The following is a 22,820-nucleotide window of genomic DNA, read 5'->3' on the forward strand; positions in this document are numbered from 1 at the left end:
AAAAAATTCATTATACATGGTAGATCCAAAATTCCTGGGAATGAAATAAAAAAGATGTAATATAGGCTTAGGACTGTCATGCAGTAACTATTGCCTGATCCTTTGTAACCCTGATAGTTGCATCAGAGTTATCTTTTGTCACATCCGTCTGCTCGTATGCCTTGTCTTTTGTTACTTGGTCTTGACCTAATGCATTGTATGCCGATATGGTTGCATCCTCTACTGCCTTGGCTTGCATGATGGATACTTCAAAACCGCCATTTGTATTCTCCTGATCATTTCTTGCGGATAAAATGGAATTGTCTTGTGCAATTGATGCGGTTTCCACTGTTTGATCTCGGGCTGCATTTTTACCACCCTTGATATTGTCATATACAACTAGGGCATCTCCAGATGCCTTGTCTTTTACGGCTTGGGCAGAACCAATCGCTTGTATCTTTGTTACTTCTGCCTGAATCTCTGCATTTTTCTCTGTCACATCGGCCTGACCAATTGCGATATCTAATGTAATCTTTGCATTGCCTATGATACTGTCTCTTATAGCAGATGCCTGTGCTATTGCAGACTTGTCTCCGTTTGCAGCATCTTCTGCTATTTCATATGTCTGTCTTGATGCATTTACTACACGAAAAGTCTGCCTTGCATCACTGTCTGCTTTTTGTTTTATCTGTTCTGCATTTTGCATTGTCTGACTGTAGCTTTGTGTGGCATTTCTCACGGTATTCCAAGTCCTGATTTGCCTGATGAAGAGCTGTTTGATAATCACTCCATGACTGGTCTTTGTCATTGCTGCTATTTCCAGTCTGATAATTTGTATTTGTAGAATTTTTATTACTACTGTCTGCTGCTGCAAAGTTTACAATTGATTGTTCGGAAAGACTAAACAACAAGAGCAATATTGTAGATCCGGAAAGTGTTGTTAGAGTTTTTGATGTGTTTGTTTTTTGTCTGTAAAAATTTTCATTGCATTGTAATGATAATTCTATTGTTAAACAATCGCGGAACTATGTAACTTAACAACGACAAGTGACAATGCTGAGAAAACTTTAAACCAATTTCAGAAGCTTGCAAATAAAATGTATCAAAAATAAATCCATGTTGTCATTTCAATCCATATGGAAAATCATGGTACTTTCACATGTTATTCTTGATCATGTTTGTACTACAATATTCTCTGAGATGGCTATTCATTGAGAAGTCTTAGAACAAATATCGTAATAATACACGGAACTCTTAAATCTATTATATTGCTCCAAAATAAGGTTAACCAGTTTGAATCTAAAATTAATCTTGGCATTTATTCTTACTTTTTTTGGAGCATCACTCTTTGGAATTGCATTTGCCCAGTCTCCAAATTCTGTCCAATATGGACCTCCTGCAAACACTGGTGATTATTTAGAAATTATTTCCAATACTGAGAGAAATAAACAAATCGTCCAATTGCCGGTGGACCAACTCTTGTTTAATGTTATTCCACATTATGATCAAAAATCAAATCTCATATCGCTTTCTATACAATTAAAGCCGAATTTGACTGACGTGTATCAGAAAATTGGACTCTTTAACAAGCCAAAAGACATTGTTTTTGTTTATCCTATCTTTACACAGGCTGCATATGGTGCAAATGGATTTTATGATTATTATAACAAAAAATGTGATACAACTTGTCTTACTGTAAGTATGCCGACCAAGATTAACGGCGTACAAGCATCCAGCATAGCAGGGGCATGGGCACTGAAATTACTCCAGTTTCCTTTTGTTACTGATGAGGATATTGACAAAAATCCTGACATTCTAAAGCAATACAAGAGAGTAATAGTTTTACATAGTGAATATGTTACCAAAAAAGAATTTGATGCAATAACAAGTCATCCTGATGTGATTTTCCTGTATCCAAATGCATTGTATGCTGAAGTAAAAACAGATTATGATAACAATACTATAACCTTGATACGTGGACATGGATATCCAGATCCAAACATCACGAATGGTTTTGATTGGAAGGGCGATAATTCAAAATATGAATATGATGTACAATGTGATAAATGGAATTTTTATCATAAAAATAATGCAACAATGCTTAACTGCTATCCTGAATACAAGATGCTTTATAGTGCAGAATTACTGAAATCACTCCAACGATCAGAGCCATCTAATTTATTAGATGACGTCACAAACTGGTTGCGATATCCTAATCAGGGCATCTATGTAAATGACGTATTGGATGAATATGATATTACGGGTTCTCATATACCGTCATGGGTTTCAAAACCTGCAACCATGCTTACAAATGGAGATATTACTAGAAATGACTTTGCAAACATAATACAATATCTAAACACAATTCACGCGTTAAACTGACAATATCTGTAACGAATCGTCAAGATCTAATCTTAAACTGTTTTTAAACAATTCTCTGTTTTCTATCTTATATTTCAAGGAAGACACTACACCTAGTGGACAAAGCAATGGCGAATCATTCTCGTGACGGTCTAGTCTTATGTGAGTTAAATCTGAGAAATAAATCTGAAATAAAGTCTATTTTCATAGAATACCATCATGGTAAAACCATCCATGATTGATATAATGCCGTGGCTCCAACTTTGACTGTCAAATACACGTCAGATATAATTGAATTTTATAAAAAAGCATTTGCTGCTCTGGAAATAATGAGATTCCTAGGACCGGAATACTTTTCACAAGTATGACTCCAAGTTCAATAATTGAACCTTATAGGATTTGAGTTTTTGACTCAATGTAAAAAATACGAAAATATACCGTACAAATAAAGGGTGTCTTGTCCCGCAAACATTATAACATAATGATTGAAAAAATAAACATGAATTCCAAAGAACGGGAAAATAAAATCGCCTTTATGACTTGTGTTGAAGTGGTATTGATGAGAAGGGGAAACACCAATTATAATTTAGTTCTGGCTAAACTCCAATCATATCATAATTTTTGGATTTTTGAATGCATTGATCATCCAGAACACTTACGAGACATATTGAAAGAAGTATATCAAAATGAATATTATTCTATTGTGGATGAAATCCGAATGGAATCAGAAAGACTGGATGATATGGATGAAACCAAAGAAGCCTTTTTGAAAGTCATGCTCAGTTAATGTCAAGACAAAAACCAGTCCCGTATACCTGGGATGTAACATGATCTACAAATTAGTTCTCAAGTGATATGATACACAAATGGTACCAGGCCACAGATCTCACGTCTTGGATGTGTTCTTGCCAGAGCCAATTTAATAGGGACGGTGATGTAATAATAGTTGGAGAATTGGCATATGGTATACAATGTTGCCAAAAAGCATCCTCTGAATCATGTCTTAGGGTTTAGGATGGAATTTGTTGAATGTGGCAGATATAGTATCAAGATTGGTAGTGATATGATTTGCAAATAATTATGCTGAAAAAATCAAAAGTCTATAAAAGATGTAAAGCAGAATTTGAGGAAGAAAATGGTTATTTCATATGTGCATATTGTCTAAAACTGCTGGATGATTGGGAGTAGTAGGACTTGTCACTCAAAAGCGTCATTCCAAAAGAGATCAACGAACACCTCCGTCTTTATTCAAAAGAATCATGGGAAGTGCAATTTAAGGAAGAGTGTGGAGTGTGTGGAAATAAAATTGATGAATTTGGACTGTGTGGATGTGACATTGGGGGAGGGGATTGAGAATAGAATCATGTTTGTACCAACGAATGCCTGATAAGGAATCACCAAACTTTTGCAAAGGTATTTGCTGGTTTTGCCAAAATCGTTGTAATGCCGCTAGTTACACTCATGAAGCATGTATCATAGATTATTTTGGCAGACTAAAGAAAGACAAATTGATAAAAACATAGGGTATAAACTAGACTGACAATGCTTATTGGCTAGCAAGTCCTTATGGATATCATGGTGACAACACTTGAAAATCACCATTCTGAAATACTGTATGATATACAAGATGTGATGGATGATGCAAAAACCCGGGATTATGTTAAAGATATTTCCAGATCTGAGCACACTACAATAGCAAGCATCATGACACGAGATATCGTAACATTGGATCATACCAAAACTGCACATGATGCGATTATTGCCATGATGCAAAAAAGGACTGGAAGCATAATAATCACTGCATATGGAAAACCGTTTGGCATAGTTACAGAAAGGGATTTGGCACGTATAGTTGCAGCTGTGCATGTACCTGCCAGATGTCTGATCTTAAGTTATCTTGCATCAAGACCACTAATTTGTGCAAGTCCAACTCAAACAATTCAGGAAGCATCATATCTGATGGGAAAATATAACATAGATCATCTTCCAATATTGGAAAAAGACGAAATTGTTGGAATGGTTACGACCAGAGATCTTGCCATGTATTTGTTTTATGCTTGAGAGATCTTTCTAACTCTCTAATATCATTTGATGATAGTGCATCATAGGCTGGCGCTGCAAACATCTTTCCCGGTACGGGGAGTCAAGCGAGCTCTCACATTCAAATTATGTGTATATTTATAAATATTTAATAATATCTATTTTTCACGTGTTAGAAGAGGCCATGATTTGCTAAACCTGTTTCATATGAAACCCATGATAACTCCCTGGTGCCATCTTGTAATTATGTGTAAAACAACAAGTGTTACTAATAATGCAGCAAGAATAGCTTGACCATGAACTAGTCTACTGACAAATTTCAAATTTTTACCATATGTGAATCGAAGTAGTATACCACTAATCATTGATACAATCATGACTGTGACCATTGAGAGTGAGATATAGTCCAGTCCTCGGATGAGCATAAATCCATGTGATACCCCTGCAAGGAATCCTACTGAATTTAACATAATGTGAAAGTTCAATACAGGTTTGTACATAGGTGTCAAACTTTGTGATGTGGCAGAACGCCCGATTACTTTCATGACTGGAATTTTTCTTACCATTTTGAATATTACAAGAGAGAGATTTGCTGTCACCCCGCATCCAATAGCCAGCCAGCCAAGAGTTGCGGCTGTACTGAATACACTGTTATCATCAGCATAGGCTAGAATTGGCACGAATACCAGTGCTACTATCGCTAATGTTTTTAAGAAATGAATCGGAGAGAAAAATCGCATACAAATTACGCTAATTTTTTTATGGACTTTCTTCTTATTTTGTATACTTGCCAAATCGAATATCCAACTACAGCAAATATTGCAGATATGGTAACATACAATGTTAAACTAAAAATTGCCAGGATCGTTGTGCCTCCCTGATTGTCCCCTTGGTTTTCATATTGTGCAAGAGCTAGTGTTGGTGCGCTTGTGGCAAGTATGACAAGTATCATCAGTCCGTATAGACGCAATTTCATTGAATGAGTAATAAGTAAATTGGAATAAAACCGGTTCTACTATTTTCATTGATGAGAACGGTAGTTAGGCAATTAAATACAGAATTTGAACTAGAAACATGTCAAAACATCAATACCGATCAGAAATGGGTATAATATCGGATATTTTACGTGTTGTACTGGATTGTGATAGGCATGGTACAATAATATCCTCCATATCCAGAAGTGCAAATCTATCACATTATACAGCAATTGAAAAATGTCAAAAATTGATAGACTTTGGATTAATGAAGTCTACAAATGATGGGAGAACCCGTACTTTCACCATTACTGAAAAAGGAATACACTTTTTTCAAGAACTACAGAAATTCCTAGAAACTGTGCAGGAAATAAAAATAAGATATTGAATTGTTGCGAACAATGCTGGAAATGAGATATGATGAATGGTATGTTCATCTATAATCCATCCTATTATGTCAATAATGATGCCTATTTTTTTCCAAACTCTTGCCAGAGTCTAACTATCTTATCATTCATTTGAAGTCGTTCAATTTTATATGAAATCTTTCCATCCCTGAACTTGATCTCAATTTCGGAAACAAGTCCCTTGTAATAGCTTTCATCGAGTCCCTCTAAGGTTCTGATAACCTTGGTTTTCTTTATGATTTTCATATATTCTAAGAATTTTATTTTTCTGTAGCTTGTAGATAGTGGAATGTTAAGCTTTGTAGCAATCTCCTGTGTTGTCAACTCGTTATTTGTTAAAAGTATGATTATCTCTCTGCTATATTTATCCGCAAGTACTGATATGATGTCATCGTCGCTGTCCATTTCAACTTTTTTTGACTGCCCAAATCAGTGTGATGAATCCAGCGATCTCAAATGACTCCTCTATAATTTTCTGTAGATTTTCATCATTAAGAAATGAAAATGCCTCTTCGATTACTGTCTCTCCTACAACTAGAAGTGTGAAGCCGATTACTAAAAGAAGCATTGGCAGATATTTTGTTTTCTTGAATGCCTTTGCAGCAAATAAAACCAGGATGAAACCTACTATTAGATGTGCCACAAGTAGAACATAATGAGTAATCGATAAATCTACCATTTCTTATCACTTGTCCAAATGAGGTTTAGCACAATCGCAAAAACAAGTCCTGATGCTGAAAAATTTGTCATCTCTTCATCATAAATGGCATAACTTTCTGTTTTTAATTAATCTGTCCATTCTTATCACTGGGAATGGTAAGCAGACTCTTATGATGGAATAAGGAAAGTATGTGTCATGAACAAGAAGATTGCTGTTGGTGTGGGCATTGCAGTACTGACGATTGTCATAGCGGTAGTAGGCTTCAAGACAACTTTGGGTGATAAGGCAATGGGACTACCTGGAGAAGAAAATACAGAAAATGCATTGCATCTTCAAGAATCTAATGGAACCACTTCGTCCGCAAATACTACTAAATCCGCTGAATCTGCGTCTACAGAATCAAGCGAATCTGGACCATAGTAAAAAAGCTGAACCAAGTGAATATGCTGTTTATGCTGTCTAGTATTTTTTGACAAAATTTTATAAAAAGAGAATTGGCTTGACCTGACAACTTTTCTAAATGAATCTGTAGTTTCTAATGTGTGCCTGGTTTTATGACATTTGTACCAAGCAAAATTAAGATATTGTAAAAACAATGAAAAACCACCATGATTCCATGATGTGCTCTGGCAACTGTTTAACAATTGGTATTATTGTATAATTTTATGAAACCCTTTCAAAAGATCCTGTTTATTGATATTGCTGCTCTGGTTGGATGCTTTTTTCTGATCTGGATATTGTCTACAGGATTTAATTTTTTGATTCCAAACACCACATCTGACTATGTAAAATCATTACCGTTGGCATTGTTGTATACTACACTTGTAGGAATTCTTATTGTGTTGGGAACAGTGCTTTTATTTCTGCCACGGGCGAAAAAACAATGACTCTACACTGTCTTCAATACTTGCCCGTCTCTGTTGTTTCTATGATATCAGGGTGCTATTGGTATAGCTAGTCATCGTCCTCGTCATCATACTCAAACTCATATTCATTTGAATGTAACACAAATAATTTTCTGAACAAGGGCAATTTTTTCTCGTATAAAACAAAGGTCACAAGTTAATGGTAGTCAGTCTTTGATATTCCAACCTTTGGATCAATTAACTAATGCTGCCCATCGATTTTTTATTTGTACGATCATCTCATAGATTTTAACATAGATAAAGAAAGTTTGGATTTCATATAAAAACAGAAAAAAAATGAAATTCTACAACCCTTGTTTTTAATCGATGATATTTTTGATAAATTTTTTCTTTAGAAGGACTCTGTCAATGATCTAATTTGCTATTGTGTTGGCAGATGTTTACTAGTTTCTGATTTTGTTCAATCGGTGCACAAATTATAACAAGTATCAAGTTAGATGTTATAACAATGAATGCTCTGGCAGTTGGCTTGGTTCTTGGTTGCATTGTATTATCTGGAATTATACTTTACACATACATTCCAAAAACAACGACAAGTGCTGTGATCAGGCTAAGTGCAACTGTTGAGATAACTCCTGGTAATGTCAAGGTTCATACACAACAAGATCTCTAGAATATGGATATCGGTACATATTTCTTGACAATTCTACACTGGATAAATTCCTGTACTAAAGAATTCCATTGACAGCCTGAAACGCAAACCAATGACACCAATTTTGGAGTAAGTTTTACAACCTACACATCTTCAATGGAATTCAAATTGAACAATTTCTATTATTATGTTATCATAGAACAAATGATTCAGTCATAAACAAAGTAAACTGATGTCTTGTAATGGGAAATGCGATAGATGTGATTTGTCCAAATTAAAAAAGAAGATTTTGGGGATTTGTAATAAAGCCAAGATGCGAAAACTTTTAAAATTCTATCTTGTCTTTTTCATTGAGAAGAAACTTTTTTGACTTTCTTGCTCCTTTTAGATCAAACCAGCTTATTTTTAGGGTGACTTTTTTACCCTTGATCTCATCGATTGTTATCTTGTCGGCTGTCTTTACAAGCTCGCTTAATGTTTGATTTGGCATTTTTTTACTTGGTATTATTTTTCAATTTGATTCTTGGGACGAAATTTTGTACACATCTAGTTCAAAATATTCCACGCTGTAATTTTTTCAGGCAAGGCCATTTGCTGCGATCTGATCGATTAAGCTAGCTTTATGATAAATCAGCTACATTGTTGAGTATGCATAATATGCAAAAAGTGCCCTGACTCTATTTATGCTTCAAACCTCACAACTGGACAGAAATGTTGAAACAACATGTGTCATGATAAACTGTGAATCAGGCTCTGAAGGGAGAATCATTGACAAGATACGAGAGATTCAGGGAGTAAAAGAGTGTGTTAGAACAACTGGCCCATATGACATTTTGGCTATTATAGAGTCAAACACTGTGGAGTTGCTCAAGGAAATAATTGAAAACAAGATCCGCAAGATTCAAAGTGTTAATGCTACAACAACACTAGTCATTGCAACCAAATTCTAGGAAAGAATTTTCTATCTGAATAGCAACACAAAACTACTTGTGTGGGCGTGTGGTATTTTACACCATGAAGGCAATGAGCTACAAAAAATTCCGTGAATCCAAGGCCACACACTATGATACCATAGAGGGAAAGATGGAAAGGGCTCAAGTCATAAAAAAACTAGAATCATTTCTGACTCAAAAACTAGGCGAAGGTCAGGACTTTTTTGATCAATATAATGTAAAAGAAGAGTAGCTATCTTATCATACTATGGGTTAGCTTGTCATGAATCTGTGCTAAAATGAGTTCTGCCTTCTCCTTATTCTCAAACGTCTCTACCTTCTCATCCATGATTGCATCAATTTCATAACTCTTGTCTACCAAAACATTTGCCACGTGATCATCTAGTGTACCATTACCCATGAGATAATATGCAAAGACCGTATTTTTTTGTCCAATTCTGTGCAACCTGTCTTCTGCCTGTCTGTGTATTGCAGGACTCCAATCAAGTTCTGCAAATATTACATATCTTGCTCTGCTCAAGTTTATGCCTACATTTCCAGCTCTGAGGCCGGCAATTATCAGCTTGGTCTCACCATTTTGGAACCTGTCTATTCCCTCTTGCCTTTCCTTGTCACTCTGGCCTCCAATGATTGATGCAGGTGAATATTCTGAGAGGCTTCGGTGAAGTAATTCGTGGATTGCCTTGTGGTGGCAAAACACTACGACACTTTCTTCAATTTCCATGATGTTTTTGACAAACTCTATCACATGAGGAACTTTTGCTACGCCTGCAGCTTGCCTTTCGCTCTGTATTGCTCTCTTGTATGATGAAAATTTGTCAAAGGCGCTTGTTGCGCTTTTTTGCTCTTCTTCCAATCTCTCCCAAATTTTGCCAAGCTCTGTTTGGTAATAATTGATATCTGAATCAATAAGCTCCTTGTACCTAACTTTATCCTTTAACTCCTTTAGAACATCAGATTTTTTTCGCCTTAGCATTACATGCTTGCGTAATTCTTCCCCTAGACTTGCACGCTTGTTTTCAAGAACGATTGCCTTTCCTTTTTCATTGACATAGCAAAAATATTCACAAAATTCATCAAATGTTCCCAGAAGCCCGGGCCTTAATATGTCCACAATCGGCCATATTTCAGAGCCTCTGTTGTAAATTGGTGTTCCAGATAGGCCTACTCTGTATTTGACAGAATCAAGCGCTGCAAGCTTTTTAACAGCTGTATATTTTTTAGTTGTCTTTGATCTGAGGTGTTGTACTTCATCGCATACAATTGTCTTGATGTTTAATTTGGCAAGATCGTCTATTCTCTTATGAAGTAAATCATAGTTTATGATGTAAACATCATATTTTCCCAGTTCTTGCGCCTTGCCTGTTCTTATCAAGACAGATGATGGATATTCAGACTCTGAAATTTTTCCGTTGCGACTACGTTTTTTGAGAAATTTTTGCGTCTCTCTCTGCCAGTTATTTAGTGTAACAAGTGGTGCTACAATTAATACTGGAAATGTTTGTTTTTCTGTCGCAAGATATGCCAAGGTCTGCACTGTATTGTGGGTTATAATTCCATTTGCAACATAATTGTGTGTCTGGGGAACCGATATATCATACACGTATCCTGAAAACTGTTTTTCATCAACTGACTTGACTGGACACCAGTTGACTGACTCTGCAGATATCTTGTGCAATTGTTGTGTCAAATTGTGATAATCTGGCTCTAACATTTTAGAAGACTGGAGGGCAAGTTGTTTACTCGTACCTTGGATGTATTTGTATTGTGTGTAAATGTCGGGGGAAAATGATATTCCAGTCTCTGCAATTTTTTGTGATGGAAATACCGTTAATTCTGCAATATCTTTTGACGACTTGTCCTTTACAACATGTGCTGTTTTTGAGGGTACTGCAACTTTATCATTGACATTTAATTCGCCAGCTCTCTTCCATCCATCGGGAGTGAGAAATCTGTGACGCTTGGTACATTCTATCTCAGAACCATTTTTGAGAGTTATCTTTGTTATGGATTCATTAATTTTTTGCCTAAATACTCTGTTCACTTGTTTGGCAACTATGCTTTTTCCATCGAAAGTTTGTATACTTGTGGGAATTTCCAGTCTGGCCCATTCTTCATCACCGCCCTTCTCTATGCTTTTTGCTCGCTTCCAAATCTTCTTGATTGCAATACTCCCGTTTGTTGTGCTGATTAGCGTATCGCCCTTTAGACACTTGCCTAGACCCATCTCGTCTGCTAGCAGTGCATTGCCGTATGATTTTAGTAGAAAATCAAGACCTTCTCTCTGAAAGTCAAGCAGGTTGCCGCGAAATTGGGGCCCGGGGCTTGCCTTGCGCAATTTTTCAATCCGTGTCCATTTTTTTTGCGGAACAATAACCTTGCGGACTTTTCTATGCCATATTGATTTTGATCTTATCTCCAGCGGATATCTGTCCATTATCCATTTTATCTTCTCTACATTTTGTATCGTATCTGGTACTATGGCTTCTTCTGGGCCATTACCGTACCATGCATGAGGTATGACACGAGCTACCATGCTTACTGCTCTGGGGCCCGTAAGTTTCCAAGTCCAGTTTTTTGAATATGTGTCCAGAACATATTCCAGGGTGCCAAATTCTTTCATAAGCTATAATTCTTCGACATTGGTAAACTCGATTTATGAATCTTTTACTTTGTGTATCTGATCGCAGTTTTATTGATTTATGGCATCTTTGAATAATTTTTAAAAGAAATTATGCCACTTTTATAAAAAATTGATGATTAAAACTGATAAATATTTGAAAAGACCCTTTTCTGAAAAAATCTATTTGGTGGATTGTTTTCGAAACTTTTTCAGCTTGTTGAATCCTAGGCTCTGCCCAAAGAATTTTTTTACATAGAAATAGGCTACAGCGGTTGCCAACGCAGCGGATGTTACAACAGTGGTAACAATGGGCCAGAATACTATCTCATGGTTTGGATAAAGGCCAAAGACTGTTGCAATTGTGTTTGGCACAAGTTCAGCTGTTCCAGCCACTGTCCACCAGATGATAAGGATGGTAACCTTGTTTGTTACTTCGGTTTGGACCACATTGACTCCTGTTGCAACCATCTGCATGATGTTTTCTGACATTTGTATCTGCCTGTCAAGTCTTCCAAGGATTACCTCAAATTTTGCAAGAATTACTTCATCGTCTGAGACCATTTCTGCATCGCCATACTTTAGATTGTGCACTGTATCATAGCTTGCCCATGTTGCATTCAAAAAAGTCAATAGCGATGTTCGTACGTTTGATAGTTCCAGAGATATGTCTCTTGTAACTTGTCTTGAACCTGCAATGTCTATCTCAAATTGCTCTGCCCTTTCCACTATGAGGCGTAATATGGAGAAATTGGACTCGCTAATTTCATCTATGATTCTTGCTAAAAGTATTGTCTGCCTGTCTGCCCAACTGTCAGCTTCTTTTGGAAGTTTTCGTAAAAGTGTGGGAGCATAATTGTATAGACGAGTAATCTTACCACCATAGTCATCATGAATGGTCACGATAAGATCTTTTTTCACAAAAACCAAAATAGGGGCAGTCAAAGTTTTGTTATTTCCTGGTACGACAAATGGTATCATGAGTCCTAGCGTATCGCCCCTGTCTTCATAACTTGACACATATCCTGATAATAGTACGGAAGGGTCCATGGTAATGTTTAATTTTTCTAAAATTTTTGGAGTTTCTCCTATGATGTTATCTACTACACACTCAATCCAAGTGAGGTGTACTGGGGATGATATCTCGACAAGTTCTTCTAAAGTGATTGTTGGTTTCTTGAATGGTACACCTTCTTGTAAACCTGCGACACTGATTGTCTTGATCATATCTTAGGGGCAAATTTGGACTTATATACACTTATTCGTGAACAAAAACTTACCTTATGTTTTTCATAATCTATTGATGCTTACAGAAAAGTTTGCTATGATATGATGACATGACAACTTGTTTTTATTTTATGTTGTAAAGTCGTGTAATAAATCATCCATAATGTCTAAAACCTGTATATCTTCAAAGCTTGCATGAACCATGTAACACTGGTTGCAATTGTGGTGATTTTTCTGATATCTGGATTATTTGTTCAACTTGGTAATGTTGATGCCAATGCCACAACAAACATTGTACCAACGTGGGTAAAGCATATTGCATTGTTATGGACGCAGGCAGAGATCTCCGATGCTGATTTTATAAATGACATGAGATGGCTTGTAGAACATCGGATTATTCCAGTAGAAGATCTTGTAGAAAATGCAGATGGTTTTATGATACCTGATTCTGTAAAAAAAATTGCATATTATTGGAGTAATGGAAACGTACCAGACAGTGAGTTTATTAGTGGAATTGAATATTTAATCCAAAATGGAGTAATTGAACTGGATGACAATTTTGTGTCAAGAGTACAGAAAGAAAGGATGTCGGAAATCTCAGTATATAATGATACAAAAAAATCCGTAGTGATTATTCCAGTTTTTACAGCATCTGCATATTCTGAACGTGGTTTTTACTCGTATTATGCAGGCAATTGTGATACCACCTGTCTGACATCTTTTATCTATGCCAATGCGCCTCTCGGATACACTGCAAGCGGACAAGCCGTGGATATTTTAGAATCCCTTGGATATTATACTCTCACAGACATTGATGTGGATAAAAATCCCAAAATTTTGTTACAATATGACAAGGTGATTGTATTGCACAATGAATACGTTACACAAAAAGAGTTTGACGCAATTACTACTCATCCACATGTAATTTACCTTTATCCTAATGCGCTGTATGGAAAAATAGTTGTGAACTATTCTGCTAATGTATTGACGCTTGTTCGTGGCCATAATTATCCGGATGTAAAAATACGCAATGGTTTTGACTGGAAATTTGACAATTCCAATCTAGAGTATAATACACAGTGCAGTAACTGGAAATTTTATAATGTAACAAATGGAATTATGCTTGACTGTTATCCTGAAAATCACATAATGCATAACATACCGCTGCTCAGGGCAATAAAAGACTATTAAATCGCCATGTTGGCCAAGTCCCAGTCTGAACATCCTAACATAATAATATGAGTTTCAAACGGATACTGACAATGAAAGTATTAGTTGATGAGATGTATGATGGGTTTGATGCCCGACTCAAGGAATTTGGATATGAAGCATTTAGCGTAAAAAAACTAATTGCCGAGGGAAAAAAACTATCTAGTGACTATTCTGTGATAAAATATGCACATGAAAACGGCATGATTGTTGTAACAGAAGATGTGGAGATTGGAAATGCATGCAAGGAAAATGATATCAGGTGTGTGTTGCTTGACAGCGAAACAATATTTCAGATAATCCTAGAAGAGTTGAGCAAGCATAAAGATCGTTAATTATTATCTGGCTTGGCAACCCTTTTTTTGACTATGATTATTATTATGATAACTAGTCCTACTATGACTGCACCATCAATGTAATCTGAATAGTGTCTGATCCTAGTCCACTGATCTCCTAGTGTCATCCCAACATATGTTAACATGGTACTCCATATGATAGAGCCTGCAAAAGTGTAAATTGAAAATTTTTTCAAGTTCATTTTTGCTATGCCGGCTGGCAATGAAATGTATGTTCTAATGGCAGGCAGTAGCCTACTTACAAATGTGGATCTATCACCATATTTTTTAAAGTATGATTCAGTCCATTCCAGGTGGGATTTTTTCAGAAGAACATATTTTCCATACTTGGCAATGAACTCTCTGCCAAGCTTTACACCTATGATATATGCCACAAGCGACCCCACTAGGTTTCCAATCGAGCCCGCAAGTATTATTAAAATTGGATTGAGTTTTCCAGTGGATGCAAGATATCCAGAAAATGGCATGATTATTTCACTTGGAATTGGTATGAGCGAACTTTCTGCTAGCATTAGAAAGAAGATTCCAAAATATCCTGTATTTGATATTGCATGGATTATGAAATTTGCTAAATTATTGATAATATCCAAAGCAACCATGTTTTGTCAATCCACTTCATTTTTTTCTTGCAAATCTTGTACCTTTACCACATTCCGCCTGTACTGGTTCCAGGCTCATCAAAGTTCCTTTGTGGCGCATGTTTGTGTGCCTTCTTCATGTGCCTGTCAAGTCTTACTGGATCGTGGAGCTCAAGACCGCACTCTTTACATTTTGTTTCAGCAGGTCCTTCTTTTTTCTTGAAAAGTCCCATGCTTTAATCATATTATTTGAGATAATATTTCTTACGGAGAAAATTGTCAAGATCTGTTTATGAAAATTAATAGGCTCTGCGTAGAGAGAACCTACGCAGAATAGCATCCAGACGGAATTGGTATGCTATGAAAAGTCATGGATTTACTACGTTGATAAGGGTTACTTTGTGCATTTTATCAAGACATATTCAATGGTATGATTTGTTGCAGCTTGTTTCATCTTTAGCATTGATCTGAACAATATTGTCTCTACATACGACGGGTATCTTTTTAAGATCTCTGATCTGAGAAACCGATGATTCTGAATATAGTATTCTGCCAGAGGTGGATATACATTTGATCCAACAAGTCTGATTTCTGTAATGTTAAGACCAATGTCTTGGATTATTTTTTTAATCGCATCAATATCATAATGCTCAGAAGACCATGTCATCTTCAAAATACCGATCTTCAAAACGCTAAACTTTGATGGTTTTGAAAGCACTGGTATTGCAAAGACGGCGGTCCCATCTTTTTTCAGAATCCTTCCAGTCTCTGATATAAATTCCTTGATTGGTCTAAAGTGCTGCGCTGATTCTAGTGCAATTATTCTGTCACATGATCGGTCTGATATGGGAATTTTTACTGCTGTTGCATTTACCAAGTTTATTTCAGATATTTTTTTCTGTATGTTTGCAAATTTGAGTTGATTGGGGTTTATGTTAAGGCATGTGATTGTAATGTTTGGGTATGCCTTTTTCCAAAGAAAAGCTGGTTCTGAAAAACCACTTCCCACATCAAGAATATGTCGTGCATTTTCAAGCTCTGCCATGTCTCCTATTAGATTGCACAGATTTGTCTGAGCATCTGCAGGACTCTTTGTTGCGTTATCCCAATATCCAAAATTAAGAAAATTTCTCCCAGTTGAAATCTGCATTAGTTCGGACAGGTAGTTGTACATGTTCACAATGTCGCCCTCTCCACGTCGCAGTGTCCATAGGATGACATCCATGGGATTGGGGTTGTTCAATATGGAAAACGATCAAAACACGGGTGTATTAAGATATGAATTCTCGCAGGTGAGGTTCAAAAATCACTGATCTTTTTATTTAGCTTGACAAAACTAGTATGCAATGGAAAAATGTGACGCTCGAACCAGAGCGTACAAGAATGGAAAGACTTTTGATCAATGCAGGGATATTGCAAAGATTATTGTTTTACAAATGGAGGAAAAGATTAACCAATCTGGTCAAGTGGAATGGGACGAAATCCTCCGCACTGTTGAGCATGACGAATTGGTATACAAGCTTACTCTGAAATATCTCAGGCAAAATGGGTATGATATTGGAGACTGGAAAAGACCGCGTGTCATAAAGTCTATCTAGAGTTTACTGCACAACTCTCATTCTGCGACTTTATCTTCTTGGCCATTATGATGGGAGTTACAAAAAGAACCGGAATGGATATTGCAATAAAGACTGTCTGGATTTGGGCCTCGACGCTTGTTAAGAACAAAGTAAATGTTGTGGCTCCTGTTCCAAAACCAAATAACATGGTAAACATCGTACCTGCACACGTAGGGCATCCGACAAACAACCCTGTTATTGCTCCAAACGCCCCGAGATTTCCTCCACTTTTTGCAATGGAAAATACGGTCGATGATAACGCAAAATTCAAACCGACCAAGAATGACACCATGACTAGTAGCAGTAAATTTAATGGAATTATCTGTAATCCTATATGTTCTGTAAAAAATGCAAAAATCATTGGCATGTAGCCTGGAAGATCACAGCATGGCGAGAGCTCTATGTGTGGAGGTTGTGGAAATCCATAATCTGTAGCATTGATGTCTGGCTTGTAGATTATTATTCCTGAAGTAAATGCAAAAAATAATCCGTATCCTATTGTACTTATGACGAAAATTTGTTTTGATCTTTTGTTATGTGTGGCATTTGCAATAATTGATAAGATGGTAGAGTCTGCATGTGTGATCTTTGACTTGTACATCTTGTACAACCCCCAACCTATGGCTCCAAATGATGAAAATAGTACAGCGTATGTAGCAACTGCAAGGTTTTGCAAGGCGGGCATGGCAGCGGGCGTGATTATTAGACTGTTATTTTTTGTATATGCTAAAAATGATATGGCAATAGCTAAAAAGCCAACTAGTACGAGTGCAAGATGGGAACGACCACGTATTTTTTGTTTTTCCACTTGTACAAAATTCTCAGCCTGGCATTAAATTCTATCTCCTATTCTCTCCAAAGTGTTTATCTTGGGTAATTCCATACTTGATCTAGTCGTGAAGATCGACGAGCCTCAAGATTCTGATTATGCCGAGACCAAGATAACCTACGTGGGTTTTGTAGATCCGTACGGGGTTGAAGGGCTTTTGATCCTACGATCAGACGACGGTAAAGAATTTCACATGAGAGCCTTTTCAGGAGAAGTTGCAAGACACATATCTAATTTTATTGAAGGACAACGAGATGCGATTCCAACTATATACAACATGGTAGAAGAAATTGCGGAACTAAACGAGCTTGTACTTGTAAAGATAAAAGTATATGAAAGTGGCAGCGTCTTGCGTGCCAATGTCTACTTTACTGGAAAACATGATCTTGTAATGCGTAACTACCGTGCATCTGATTCTATAGCACTTGCAACATTTTATAACATACCAATACTGGTCAGAAAAAATCTCTTGAAAGAAAAAATGGAAGCCTAGGTTAGCACTTGTTCCAATTTTCCTTCCTGCTGTGCAATTCTTAACTCCATTGCAATCCTGCGTCCAACACCAAAAGTTTCACCATATTTGTATTTTGTATATGGACTTGTTGTAGCAAGAATTGGATTTCCTGGAACTCGTAATGATACGTCATACACTACGATGTCTAGGTCACGGGTTATGACGCTTTGCAGAGAAAATGGACCGATGATCCCTGGCGCATACTCTTTTTTCACGGCATTGACAAACTTGTCTCCAGCATCTATGACCTGCTCAAGTAGGGATTCTCTAATGCTTGCAGGTGTGTGACCTACCTCGATATTTTGTAATTCGATGTTTGTCTCAAGCTGTTGTTTTGCAGGAAGTGAAACAAAGTCATGAAGGTTTGTCTGCAATCTTCTTTCTATTCCAAGAAAATCAACCTCTTTTGATATCGGTGTATGGAAATAATTGAAATTAAAATAAGTTCCTATGATAAATTCCTCGATGCTTGCAGTCTTGAGTGCATCTCTTGAAATCAATCCTTGTTTTATCTTGGTCTCTGTCTTGTCCCTGTATTCTGCATATGATGATACATTGAAAAAAGCACGTTCAAGCTTGCGTTTTTTTTCCTGAACTTTTACTATTACTGGTCTGTCTATGTCTTTTGGATCTTTGAACAGTCTTGGAAAACGTATCCTTGCTTTTTGTAGCAAGTAATATTGGTTTTTCTTGTTGGCCCGCTCCTCTGCCTGGAACAAGGCTCTGTTTCCAAACAATGGTACTTTGAACTTGTTCTCGACACCGTCGTATCCAAGATATGCAGTAAGGGCTCTATGTGGAACCACTATTGTACCGGAATCTCTCAGTCTTGACTGGATCTTGGGAGATAGCATGTCTTGGAACCTCTTCACTATTATGATGTCATCTGCAAGCCTTGAAAATCTCCTGTATGGCACATCTCTTCCCTTTTGGCAAACCACGACTGTCTTGAAATTTTCATCCTTTGCACCGTCCATTATTTCAAGTGCCGAATGACTCCCAAGTGCACCAATGGTTAGTTCAGAATACTTGTTTACAATATCTACAATGGCTGATTTTCTTATCACGTCGTATCTATTTTATCTGGGTAAAAAAGCGTTATCCAAAGCAAACGTGGATTATTTGTATTTCTTACCGTGAATAAATTTCTAACAAAAAAGGGGATGAACTTTTTGAAAAAACTACTTGAGGTCTTCCTTGTCCTTGAAATCCTTGAGCTCTTTTTCAGATTCTAATCTGCCTTTCTCAAACTCGCCCTTTGCCTTTCCAAACGTTTTTGCAAGTTCAGGGATCTTTTTGGCACCAAATATCAAAACCCCTATTATTACCACTGCAATTATTACATTTTCATATGCCATTAGTGGCTTAAATGCGGCAGATTAAGATTTAAACGTTCCAATATTTTTTGCCTGTCTCTCAGATACCGCCATACCTATTAGATACAACACTATCATAGGACCTGCTACGAACCACATGGTTACTCCACTACCATCTGGTGTTATTGCTGCACCAAGTATGACCATCGCAATTATTGCATACCGTATGTTATTCCTCCAAAATTTTGGGTCAATTAGTTCAGATGTAGTAAGTGCATACATTATCAATGGTAGCTGAAATGATACTCCAAATGCAAGAATAAACTGCAGTACAAATGTGATAAAATCTATTATGTTCAAAAATGTGAGCAAGTCTGCAGATTGTCCATATTTGTAAAGAAATTCTAGTATGTATGGAGTGACGAAAAAATATGAAAATATGCCTCCTATTGTGAAAAGAATGATGGCTGGAATTGTTATGTTTCTAATTATCTGGATCTCCTTTCTATGCAACGCAGGTGCCAAAAATCCTACAAACTCTTTGACTATGACTGGCATTGAGAACACCATTCCAAGCAATACTGCAATATAAAACTGGGAAAAAAATGCCTGTCCTGGGGCTGTCTGGATTAATTGTACCGTTGATGGTAATAGATGATGCTTCATTGATATTGTTACTTGTGCTGCCATGTTGTTAAATGGACTAAATGTTGGATAATACAGCTTGATGTTATTGTACATAAATGGCGTAAGATGAAAACTCAGGATGAAAAATGAGATTAACGCTATCGCAATGACTGACCTAAATATTCTTTTTCTTAAATCATCAAGATGCTGGCTGATGGTCATAGACTTGTCCATTATAGATTATGAAATGGGCAGATCTGTATTAATAGTATTTTTTCTACAGTCCTGGTATTGGAAGTATCTTGCTTGAGGGCAAGTTACTTTTTTCTTGTTCTGGCACAGTAAAGTTTTCAAGCTCTATTGTAAGTTCAGTGCTTACCTCAAAATTGTCGCCAAGCTGGACTGCAAGTTCTGCAATTTCTTTTGGTGCGTATATCTCACGTGAGCCCTTTAGGAATATTCTGGAACTCTTTTCTGCAGGGTCTCCACCAAACTTTTCCTTGAGGAATTTTGTTAGTTTGTCTACCTCCTCCTTTTCTATCATGTTGTGATAAAATACAATGCCTTTGATTAAATCGTAATCCCATGGAGTTCCATTTCTATACGAATATACTCCAAAGACTGCGCCCTTGTCATCTTTTGGACATTTTATTTCCCAGATCAATACTTTTTTCGGGTCATACTCTGCATTTCGAACGTCTTCTACGGTAAGTTTCCAGTATCTCAAGCGACTCATGTTCTAGTCAATCGATAAATATTCACGGTTAATGAGCCTTACTAGACGCAAACTATGGTGTAGCAGGTGGTTAGCGTTATTACAAGTTGATATTTTTGATGGCCTTTATTCCAATCTGTTTGGATCAGAATCCATCCGAATCAAAACTAGGCTCTTTTTTATATCGTGATATGATCTGAAATGATGATCTGCAATGGATAGAACATTTGACTTTCATGGTACACTTGTGACAATCAAGTCTATGACTTGTGAGACCGGCGGTATCTATACAATACTTTATGCAGTTCATCCTCCAAATACGGGACCTGCACTACATGTGCATCCTAGAGGCAGTGAGTGTTTCTACATTGTCAAAGGTGGATACAAGTTTATACTTGGAAACAAGTTGATTGATGTTACACCTGGTGATCTGGTTGTTGTGCCAACAAACACTCCTCATAAATTCACTGTAGGAAATGATGGTGGAGAAGTACTGATAATCAGCTCTCCTGATTTGGAAAATTATTTTTCTCAAGTAAGCAGTCTGCTGCGAACAGGTACTGTTACATGTGAAATGGAATCCCAAATAGCACAGAAGTATGGACAAGTTTTCCTAGAAAGTACAAATCACTGGAAGTAGATTTTACATTGAGTGAAAAATTCAAACAAATTAGAGCTATATACATACTAGCAATAATACTGACACTGTCTGGTTTTACGCACCTTTGGAACACTGTGGGATTTCCAGATATTTTCTATGATGAGGGAGTATACATGGAAAGGGCAATGCATGTGCTAAATGGTCTTGGCCCACAAGACCGGTATTTTTATGATCATCCTTATTTTGGCCAAATTTTTCTTGCTGCTCTTTTTGGCCTAGTAGGATTTCCAAATTCATTACATCCTTCAACCGACCCGCATTTCATTGCATCACTTTATTTTGTACCCCGACTTGTCATGGGGTTGCTAGCAGTTCTGGATACTTTTCTTGTTTACCAAATTGCCGATACAAAATATGGGAAAAAAATAGCGCTAGCTTCCTCTCTCTTGTTTGCAGTGATGCCGTTTACTTGGATACTGAGAAGAATACTTTTGGATTCTATATTGCTGCCGTTCCTGCTGACATCTATACTGTTTGCACTCAAAACCAAAGATTCTAAAAACAAGTACATGTTGGCATCTCTTTCAGGAATTTGTCTTGGCATTGCAATATTCACAAAGATTCCAGTCTTTACAATGATTCCATTGATTGCAGGTCTTGTATATTTCAATACTGGGAGGAACATCAAGACTCTTGTGTTTCTATTGATTCCAATATTTTTGATACCTCTCATATGGCCACTTCAGGCAATAGGTACACAACAGTTTGATGTGTGGATGAGAGATGTCATAGGGCAGACACAAAGGCAAAGTTTTGGATTGCCATACATCTCACTAGTTTTTTTCAAGCTTGATCCAGTTCTATTTGTTCTCGGAATAGCTGGAACTGTATTTACAATTATACGGAGAAACTTTTTTATCTTGTTTTGGTTTATCCCATTTGTAATATTCCTGCTCATGATTGGTTACAATCAGTATTTTTACTGGATTCCAATACTTCCAGTATTTTGCATATCTGCATCAATACTAACCATGAATGTCTTGGAACGTCTCAGTAAGAGAAATCAAAACAAAGTCTTATCTCCTGTTGTATTTTTAGGGCTTGTTATGTTTGGATTGGCAAGTACCATTCTAGTTATCAGTGTAAACGTGACAAACTCTGAATTCCAGACCACATCATTTATTCTACAAAATGTACATGATACTGATACTACAGTACTTGCAAGTCCCACATATGCATGGATTTTACATTATGTATTTCATAGAGAAAACATACCCAACGATTATTCGTTTGTATTATTCAATCATCTCCAGACCAGGAAAATACTTCTTGTGGCTGATCCTCATTTTTTTATAGATCTCGGAAGGGGAAAACAATTGCAACAACTCTATAATGATTCTAAAACAATAGCTACATTTGATGAGGATCTATCAAAATATGACATGTCCACATATCCCTATTCTAACATAAAGATGAATGTTGATGGAGAGAACATCCAAGTCAAAATGAAATGAATCTAAAATTGCCCCTATGAAGCCAAATGTGTTTTCAAATATTTGTATTCCATCTATTGTTGCAGTGCGACTGAATACGTTTAACACCTCAAATCCTGATATCTGCTATTGTTCAAACTAGAAGAAAACATACGTCAGTCTTTTAAACAAGTGTGAGACCGTACACTTCAAGAGATGAATTCTGTGCATATTACGGCGATTC

31 protein-coding genes are annotated in these 22,820 nt (G+C 36.7%); 15 read left to right on the forward strand and 16 right to left on the reverse strand.

Going from position 1 to position 22,820, the window contains the following annotated elements:
* Window positions 1-76: 76 nt before the first annotated feature.
* A complete protein-coding gene (locus BQ3481_RS01685; RefSeq protein ID WP_157926682.1) occupies window positions 77-853 on the reverse strand; it encodes a hypothetical protein in 777 nt (258 codons plus the stop codon).
* 419 nt (window positions 854-1,272) lie between these two features.
* Between BQ3481_RS01685 and BQ3481_RS01690 the strand changes: the two genes are divergently transcribed.
* The 4 genes from BQ3481_RS01690 to BQ3481_RS01700 all read left to right on the forward strand — a co-directional run bounded on the left by BQ3481_RS01690 (window position 1,273) and on the right by BQ3481_RS01700 (window position 4,401).
* Window positions 1,273-2,361 (forward strand): hypothetical protein, encoded by a 1,089-nt coding sequence (locus BQ3481_RS01690; RefSeq protein ID WP_157926683.1) that lies wholly within the window; start codon window positions 1,273-1,275, stop codon window positions 2,359-2,361.
* Between the two features lie 478 nt (window positions 2,362-2,839).
* Entirely contained in the window at window positions 2,840-3,127 is a 288-nt protein-coding gene (locus BQ3481_RS01695) for a hypothetical protein (RefSeq protein ID WP_157926684.1), read from the forward strand.
* A 407-nt stretch (window positions 3,128-3,534) separates the two neighbouring features.
* Window positions 3,535-3,693 (forward strand): hypothetical protein, encoded by a 159-nt coding sequence (locus BQ3481_RS11585; protein WP_173848065.1) that lies wholly within the window; start codon window positions 3,535-3,537, stop codon window positions 3,691-3,693.
* Between the two features lie 222 nt (window positions 3,694-3,915).
* Window positions 3,916-4,401: a CBS domain-containing protein gene (locus BQ3481_RS01700; protein ID WP_162287726.1), complete on the forward strand. Its 486-nt coding sequence runs from the start codon at window positions 3,916-3,918 to the stop codon at window positions 4,399-4,401.
* 182 nt (window positions 4,402-4,583) lie between these two features.
* On the opposite strand, the gene BQ3481_RS01705 is transcribed toward BQ3481_RS01700, so the two are convergent.
* Window positions 4,584-5,060 (reverse strand): hypothetical protein, encoded by a 477-nt coding sequence (locus BQ3481_RS01705; RefSeq protein ID WP_157926686.1) that lies wholly within the window; start codon window positions 5,058-5,060, stop codon window positions 4,584-4,586.
* Window positions 5,061-5,125: 65 nt separating this feature from the next.
* Window positions 5,126-5,356, reverse strand: coding sequence for a hypothetical protein (locus BQ3481_RS01710; protein WP_157926687.1), 231 nt, complete (start codon window positions 5,354-5,356; stop codon window positions 5,126-5,128).
* 98 nt (window positions 5,357-5,454) lie between these two features.
* On the opposite strand from BQ3481_RS01710, the gene BQ3481_RS01715 reads away from it, so the two are divergent.
* A complete protein-coding gene (locus BQ3481_RS01715) occupies window positions 5,455-5,742 on the forward strand; it encodes a winged helix-turn-helix domain-containing protein (RefSeq protein WP_157926688.1) in 288 nt (95 codons plus the stop codon).
* A gap of 82 nt (window positions 5,743-5,824) precedes the next feature.
* On the opposite strand, the gene BQ3481_RS01720 is transcribed toward BQ3481_RS01715, so the two are convergent.
* Together BQ3481_RS01720 and BQ3481_RS01725 are read right to left on the reverse strand one after the other, a co-directional pair.
* Window positions 5,825-6,166: a winged helix-turn-helix domain-containing protein gene (locus tag BQ3481_RS01720; protein ID WP_157926689.1), complete on the reverse strand. Its 342-nt coding sequence runs from the start codon at window positions 6,164-6,166 to the stop codon at window positions 5,825-5,827.
* Between the two features lies 1 nt (window position 6,167).
* The gene (locus BQ3481_RS01725) at window positions 6,168-6,440 is read right to left on the reverse strand and encodes a DUF7521 family protein (RefSeq protein WP_157926690.1); all 273 of its coding nucleotides are present in this window, start codon (window positions 6,438-6,440) and stop codon (window positions 6,168-6,170) included.
* Window positions 6,441-6,617: 177 nt separating this feature from the next.
* Between BQ3481_RS01725 and BQ3481_RS01730 the strand changes: the two genes are divergently transcribed.
* Complete coding sequence (locus tag BQ3481_RS01730; RefSeq protein ID WP_157926691.1) at window positions 6,618-6,842, forward strand: hypothetical protein; 225 nt, start codon at window positions 6,618-6,620, stop codon at window positions 6,840-6,842.
* 954 nt (window positions 6,843-7,796) lie between these two features.
* On the forward strand, window positions 7,797-7,961 hold the full coding sequence (locus tag BQ3481_RS01735; protein ID WP_157926692.1) for a hypothetical protein: 165 nt from the start codon (window positions 7,797-7,799) through the stop codon (window positions 7,959-7,961).
* 304 nt (window positions 7,962-8,265) lie between these two features.
* Here BQ3481_RS01735 and BQ3481_RS01740 read toward each other — a convergent pair whose 3' ends face one another.
* Window positions 8,266-8,430, reverse strand: coding sequence for a hypothetical protein (locus BQ3481_RS01740; protein ID WP_157926693.1), 165 nt, complete (start codon window positions 8,428-8,430; stop codon window positions 8,266-8,268).
* A 193-nt stretch (window positions 8,431-8,623) separates the two neighbouring features.
* Here BQ3481_RS01740 and BQ3481_RS01745 point away from each other — a divergent pair, with 193 nt between their 5' ends.
* Both BQ3481_RS01745 and BQ3481_RS01750 read left to right on the forward strand, forming a co-directional pair.
* Window positions 8,624-8,890 carry an Lrp/AsnC ligand binding domain-containing protein gene (locus tag BQ3481_RS01745; RefSeq protein WP_157926694.1) on the forward strand — a complete coding sequence of 89 codons (267 nt, stop codon included), beginning with the start codon at window positions 8,624-8,626 and terminating at the stop codon, window positions 8,888-8,890.
* Window positions 8,891-8,954: 64 nt separating this feature from the next.
* Window positions 8,955-9,125 carry a hypothetical protein gene (locus BQ3481_RS01750; protein ID WP_157926695.1) on the forward strand — a complete coding sequence of 57 codons (171 nt, stop codon included), beginning with the start codon at window positions 8,955-8,957 and terminating at the stop codon, window positions 9,123-9,125.
* Here BQ3481_RS01750 and BQ3481_RS01755 read toward each other — a convergent pair whose 3' ends face one another.
* A complete protein-coding gene (locus tag BQ3481_RS01755; protein ID WP_320410702.1) occupies window positions 9,126-11,516 on the reverse strand; it encodes a DEAD/DEAH box helicase in 2,391 nt (796 codons plus the stop codon).
* Window positions 11,517-11,696: 180 nt separating this feature from the next.
* Entirely contained in the window at window positions 11,697-12,740 is a 1,044-nt protein-coding gene (locus BQ3481_RS01760; protein ID WP_157926696.1) for a CorA family divalent cation transporter, read from the reverse strand.
* Between the two features lie 195 nt (window positions 12,741-12,935).
* On the opposite strand from BQ3481_RS01760, the gene BQ3481_RS01765 reads away from it, so the two are divergent.
* Both BQ3481_RS01765 and BQ3481_RS01770 read left to right on the forward strand, forming a co-directional pair.
* Window positions 12,936-13,931 (forward strand): N,N-dimethylformamidase beta subunit family domain-containing protein, encoded by a 996-nt coding sequence (locus BQ3481_RS01765; protein WP_157926697.1) that lies wholly within the window; start codon window positions 12,936-12,938, stop codon window positions 13,929-13,931.
* Window positions 13,932-14,002: 71 nt separating this feature from the next.
* A complete protein-coding gene (locus BQ3481_RS01770) occupies window positions 14,003-14,284 on the forward strand; it encodes a DUF5615 family PIN-like protein (RefSeq protein WP_157926698.1) in 282 nt (93 codons plus the stop codon).
* On the opposite strand, the gene BQ3481_RS01775 is transcribed toward BQ3481_RS01770, so the two are convergent.
* From BQ3481_RS01775 to BQ3481_RS01780, 3 genes are all read right to left on the reverse strand, one after another.
* Entirely contained in the window at window positions 14,281-14,904 is a 624-nt protein-coding gene (locus BQ3481_RS01775) for a DedA family protein (protein WP_157926699.1), read from the reverse strand. The two genes, BQ3481_RS01770 and BQ3481_RS01775, sit on opposite strands and share 4 nt — an antisense overlap.
* Before the next feature lie 44 nt (window positions 14,905-14,948).
* Entirely contained in the window at window positions 14,949-15,116 is a 168-nt protein-coding gene (locus BQ3481_RS11590; protein WP_173848067.1) for a hypothetical protein, read from the reverse strand.
* A 161-nt stretch (window positions 15,117-15,277) separates the two neighbouring features.
* On the reverse strand, window positions 15,278-16,126 hold the full coding sequence (locus BQ3481_RS01780; protein WP_157926700.1) for a class I SAM-dependent methyltransferase: 849 nt from the start codon (window positions 16,124-16,126) through the stop codon (window positions 15,278-15,280).
* A 103-nt stretch (window positions 16,127-16,229) separates the two neighbouring features.
* On the opposite strand from BQ3481_RS01780, the gene BQ3481_RS01785 reads away from it, so the two are divergent.
* Window positions 16,230-16,481: a hypothetical protein gene (locus BQ3481_RS01785; protein ID WP_157926701.1), complete on the forward strand. Its 252-nt coding sequence runs from the start codon at window positions 16,230-16,232 to the stop codon at window positions 16,479-16,481.
* Here BQ3481_RS01785 and BQ3481_RS01790 read toward each other — a convergent pair.
* Window positions 16,474-17,310, reverse strand: a complete 837-nt coding sequence (locus tag BQ3481_RS01790; protein ID WP_157926702.1) for a hypothetical protein — start codon at window positions 17,308-17,310, stop codon at window positions 16,474-16,476. The two genes, BQ3481_RS01785 and BQ3481_RS01790, sit on opposite strands and share 8 nt — an antisense overlap.
* 88 nt (window positions 17,311-17,398) lie before the next feature.
* On the opposite strand from BQ3481_RS01790, the gene BQ3481_RS01795 reads away from it, so the two are divergent.
* Window positions 17,399-17,824, forward strand: coding sequence for a bifunctional nuclease family protein (locus BQ3481_RS01795; RefSeq protein ID WP_157928424.1), 426 nt, complete (start codon window positions 17,399-17,401; stop codon window positions 17,822-17,824).
* Here BQ3481_RS01795 and BQ3481_RS01800 read toward each other — a convergent pair.
* The 4 genes from BQ3481_RS01800 to BQ3481_RS01815 form a co-directional block, all read right to left on the reverse strand.
* On the reverse strand, window positions 17,821-18,912 hold the full coding sequence (locus BQ3481_RS01800) for a formate--phosphoribosylaminoimidazolecarboxamide ligase family protein (RefSeq protein ID WP_157926703.1): 1,092 nt from the start codon (window positions 18,910-18,912) through the stop codon (window positions 17,821-17,823). The genes BQ3481_RS01795 and BQ3481_RS01800 overlap by 4 nt on opposite strands.
* Window positions 18,913-19,026: 114 nt before the next feature.
* Window positions 19,027-19,203, reverse strand: a complete 177-nt coding sequence (locus BQ3481_RS01805; protein ID WP_157926704.1) for a Sec-independent protein translocase subunit TatA/TatB — start codon at window positions 19,201-19,203, stop codon at window positions 19,027-19,029.
* A 21-nt stretch (window positions 19,204-19,224) separates the two neighbouring features.
* Window positions 19,225-20,022, reverse strand: coding sequence for a twin-arginine translocase subunit TatC (gene tatC, locus BQ3481_RS01810; protein ID WP_157926705.1), 798 nt, complete (start codon window positions 20,020-20,022; stop codon window positions 19,225-19,227).
* Between the two features lie 43 nt (window positions 20,023-20,065).
* Entirely contained in the window at window positions 20,066-20,524 is a 459-nt protein-coding gene (locus BQ3481_RS01815; protein ID WP_157926706.1) for a hypothetical protein, read from the reverse strand.
* Between the two features lie 193 nt (window positions 20,525-20,717).
* On the opposite strand from BQ3481_RS01815, the gene BQ3481_RS01820 reads away from it, so the two are divergent.
* Both BQ3481_RS01820 and BQ3481_RS01825 read left to right on the forward strand, forming a co-directional pair.
* Window positions 20,718-21,143 (forward strand): cupin domain-containing protein, encoded by a 426-nt coding sequence (locus tag BQ3481_RS01820; RefSeq protein WP_157926707.1) that lies wholly within the window; start codon window positions 20,718-20,720, stop codon window positions 21,141-21,143.
* A gap of 8 nt (window positions 21,144-21,151) precedes the next feature.
* Window positions 21,152-22,618 (forward strand): ArnT family glycosyltransferase, encoded by a 1,467-nt coding sequence (locus tag BQ3481_RS01825; protein ID WP_157926708.1) that lies wholly within the window; start codon window positions 21,152-21,154, stop codon window positions 22,616-22,618.
* Window positions 22,619-22,820 lie beyond the last annotated feature (202 nt).

This window comes from Candidatus Nitrosotalea okcheonensis (assembly GCF_900177045.1).
Taxonomy (GTDB): Archaea; Thermoproteota; Nitrososphaeria; order Nitrososphaerales; family Nitrosopumilaceae; genus Nitrosotalea; species Nitrosotalea okcheonensis.

Bases quoted from the DNA above. Each gene is read 5' to 3' on its own strand.
- BQ3481_RS01720 (WP_157926689.1), bottom strand. From the start codon at position 6,166: ATGGACAGCGACGATGACATCATATCAGTACTTGCGGATAAATATAGC.
- BQ3481_RS01740 (WP_157926693.1), bottom strand. From the start codon at position 8,430: ATGCCAAATCAAACATTAAGCGAGCTTGTAAAGACAGCCGACAAGATA.
- BQ3481_RS01765 (WP_157926697.1), top strand. From the start codon at position 12,936: ATGAACCATGTAACACTGGTTGCAATTGTGGTGATTTTTCTGATATCT.
- BQ3481_RS01730 (WP_157926691.1), top strand. From the start codon at position 6,618: ATGAACAAGAAGATTGCTGTTGGTGTGGGCATTGCAGTACTGACGATT.
- BQ3481_RS01700 (WP_162287726.1), top strand. From the start codon at position 3,916: ATGGTGACAACACTTGAAAATCACCATTCTGAAATACTGTATGATATA.
- BQ3481_RS01770 (WP_157926698.1), top strand. From the start codon at position 14,003: ATGAAAGTATTAGTTGATGAGATGTATGATGGGTTTGATGCCCGACTC.
- BQ3481_RS01715 (WP_157926688.1), top strand. From the start codon at position 5,455: ATGTCAAAACATCAATACCGATCAGAAATGGGTATAATATCGGATATT.
- BQ3481_RS01710 (WP_157926687.1), bottom strand. From the start codon at position 5,356: ATGAAATTGCGTCTATACGGACTGATGATACTTGTCATACTTGCCACA.
- BQ3481_RS01750 (WP_157926695.1), top strand. From the start codon at position 8,955: ATGAAGGCAATGAGCTACAAAAAATTCCGTGAATCCAAGGCCACACAC.
- BQ3481_RS11590 (WP_173848067.1), bottom strand. From the start codon at position 15,116: ATGGGACTTTTCAAGAAAAAAGAAGGACCTGCTGAAACAAAATGTAAA.
- BQ3481_RS01745 (WP_157926694.1), top strand. From the start codon at position 8,624: ATGCTTCAAACCTCACAACTGGACAGAAATGTTGAAACAACATGTGTC.
- BQ3481_RS01735 (WP_157926692.1), top strand. From the start codon at position 7,797: ATGAATGCTCTGGCAGTTGGCTTGGTTCTTGGTTGCATTGTATTATCT.
- BQ3481_RS01775 (WP_157926699.1), bottom strand. From the start codon at position 14,904: ATGGTTGCTTTGGATATTATCAATAATTTAGCAAATTTCATAATCCAT.
- BQ3481_RS01820 (WP_157926707.1), top strand. From the start codon at position 20,718: ATGGATAGAACATTTGACTTTCATGGTACACTTGTGACAATCAAGTCT.
- BQ3481_RS01785 (WP_157926701.1), top strand. From the start codon at position 16,230: ATGGAAAAATGTGACGCTCGAACCAGAGCGTACAAGAATGGAAAGACT.
- BQ3481_RS01815 (WP_157926706.1), bottom strand. From the start codon at position 20,524: ATGAGTCGCTTGAGATACTGGAAACTTACCGTAGAAGACGTTCGAAAT.
- BQ3481_RS01805 (WP_157926704.1), bottom strand. From the start codon at position 19,203: ATGGCATATGAAAATGTAATAATTGCAGTGGTAATAATAGGGGTTTTG.
- BQ3481_RS01695 (WP_157926684.1), top strand. From the start codon at position 2,840: ATGAATTCCAAAGAACGGGAAAATAAAATCGCCTTTATGACTTGTGTT.
- BQ3481_RS01755 (WP_320410702.1), bottom strand. From the start codon at position 11,516: ATGAAAGAATTTGGCACCCTGGAATATGTTCTGGACACATATTCAAAA.
- tatC (WP_157926705.1), bottom strand. From the start codon at position 20,022: ATGGACAAGTCTATGACCATCAGCCAGCATCTTGATGATTTAAGAAAA.
- BQ3481_RS01725 (WP_157926690.1), bottom strand. From the start codon at position 6,440: ATGGTAGATTTATCGATTACTCATTATGTTCTACTTGTGGCACATCTA.
- BQ3481_RS01760 (WP_157926696.1), bottom strand. From the start codon at position 12,740: ATGATCAAGACAATCAGTGTCGCAGGTTTACAAGAAGGTGTACCATTC.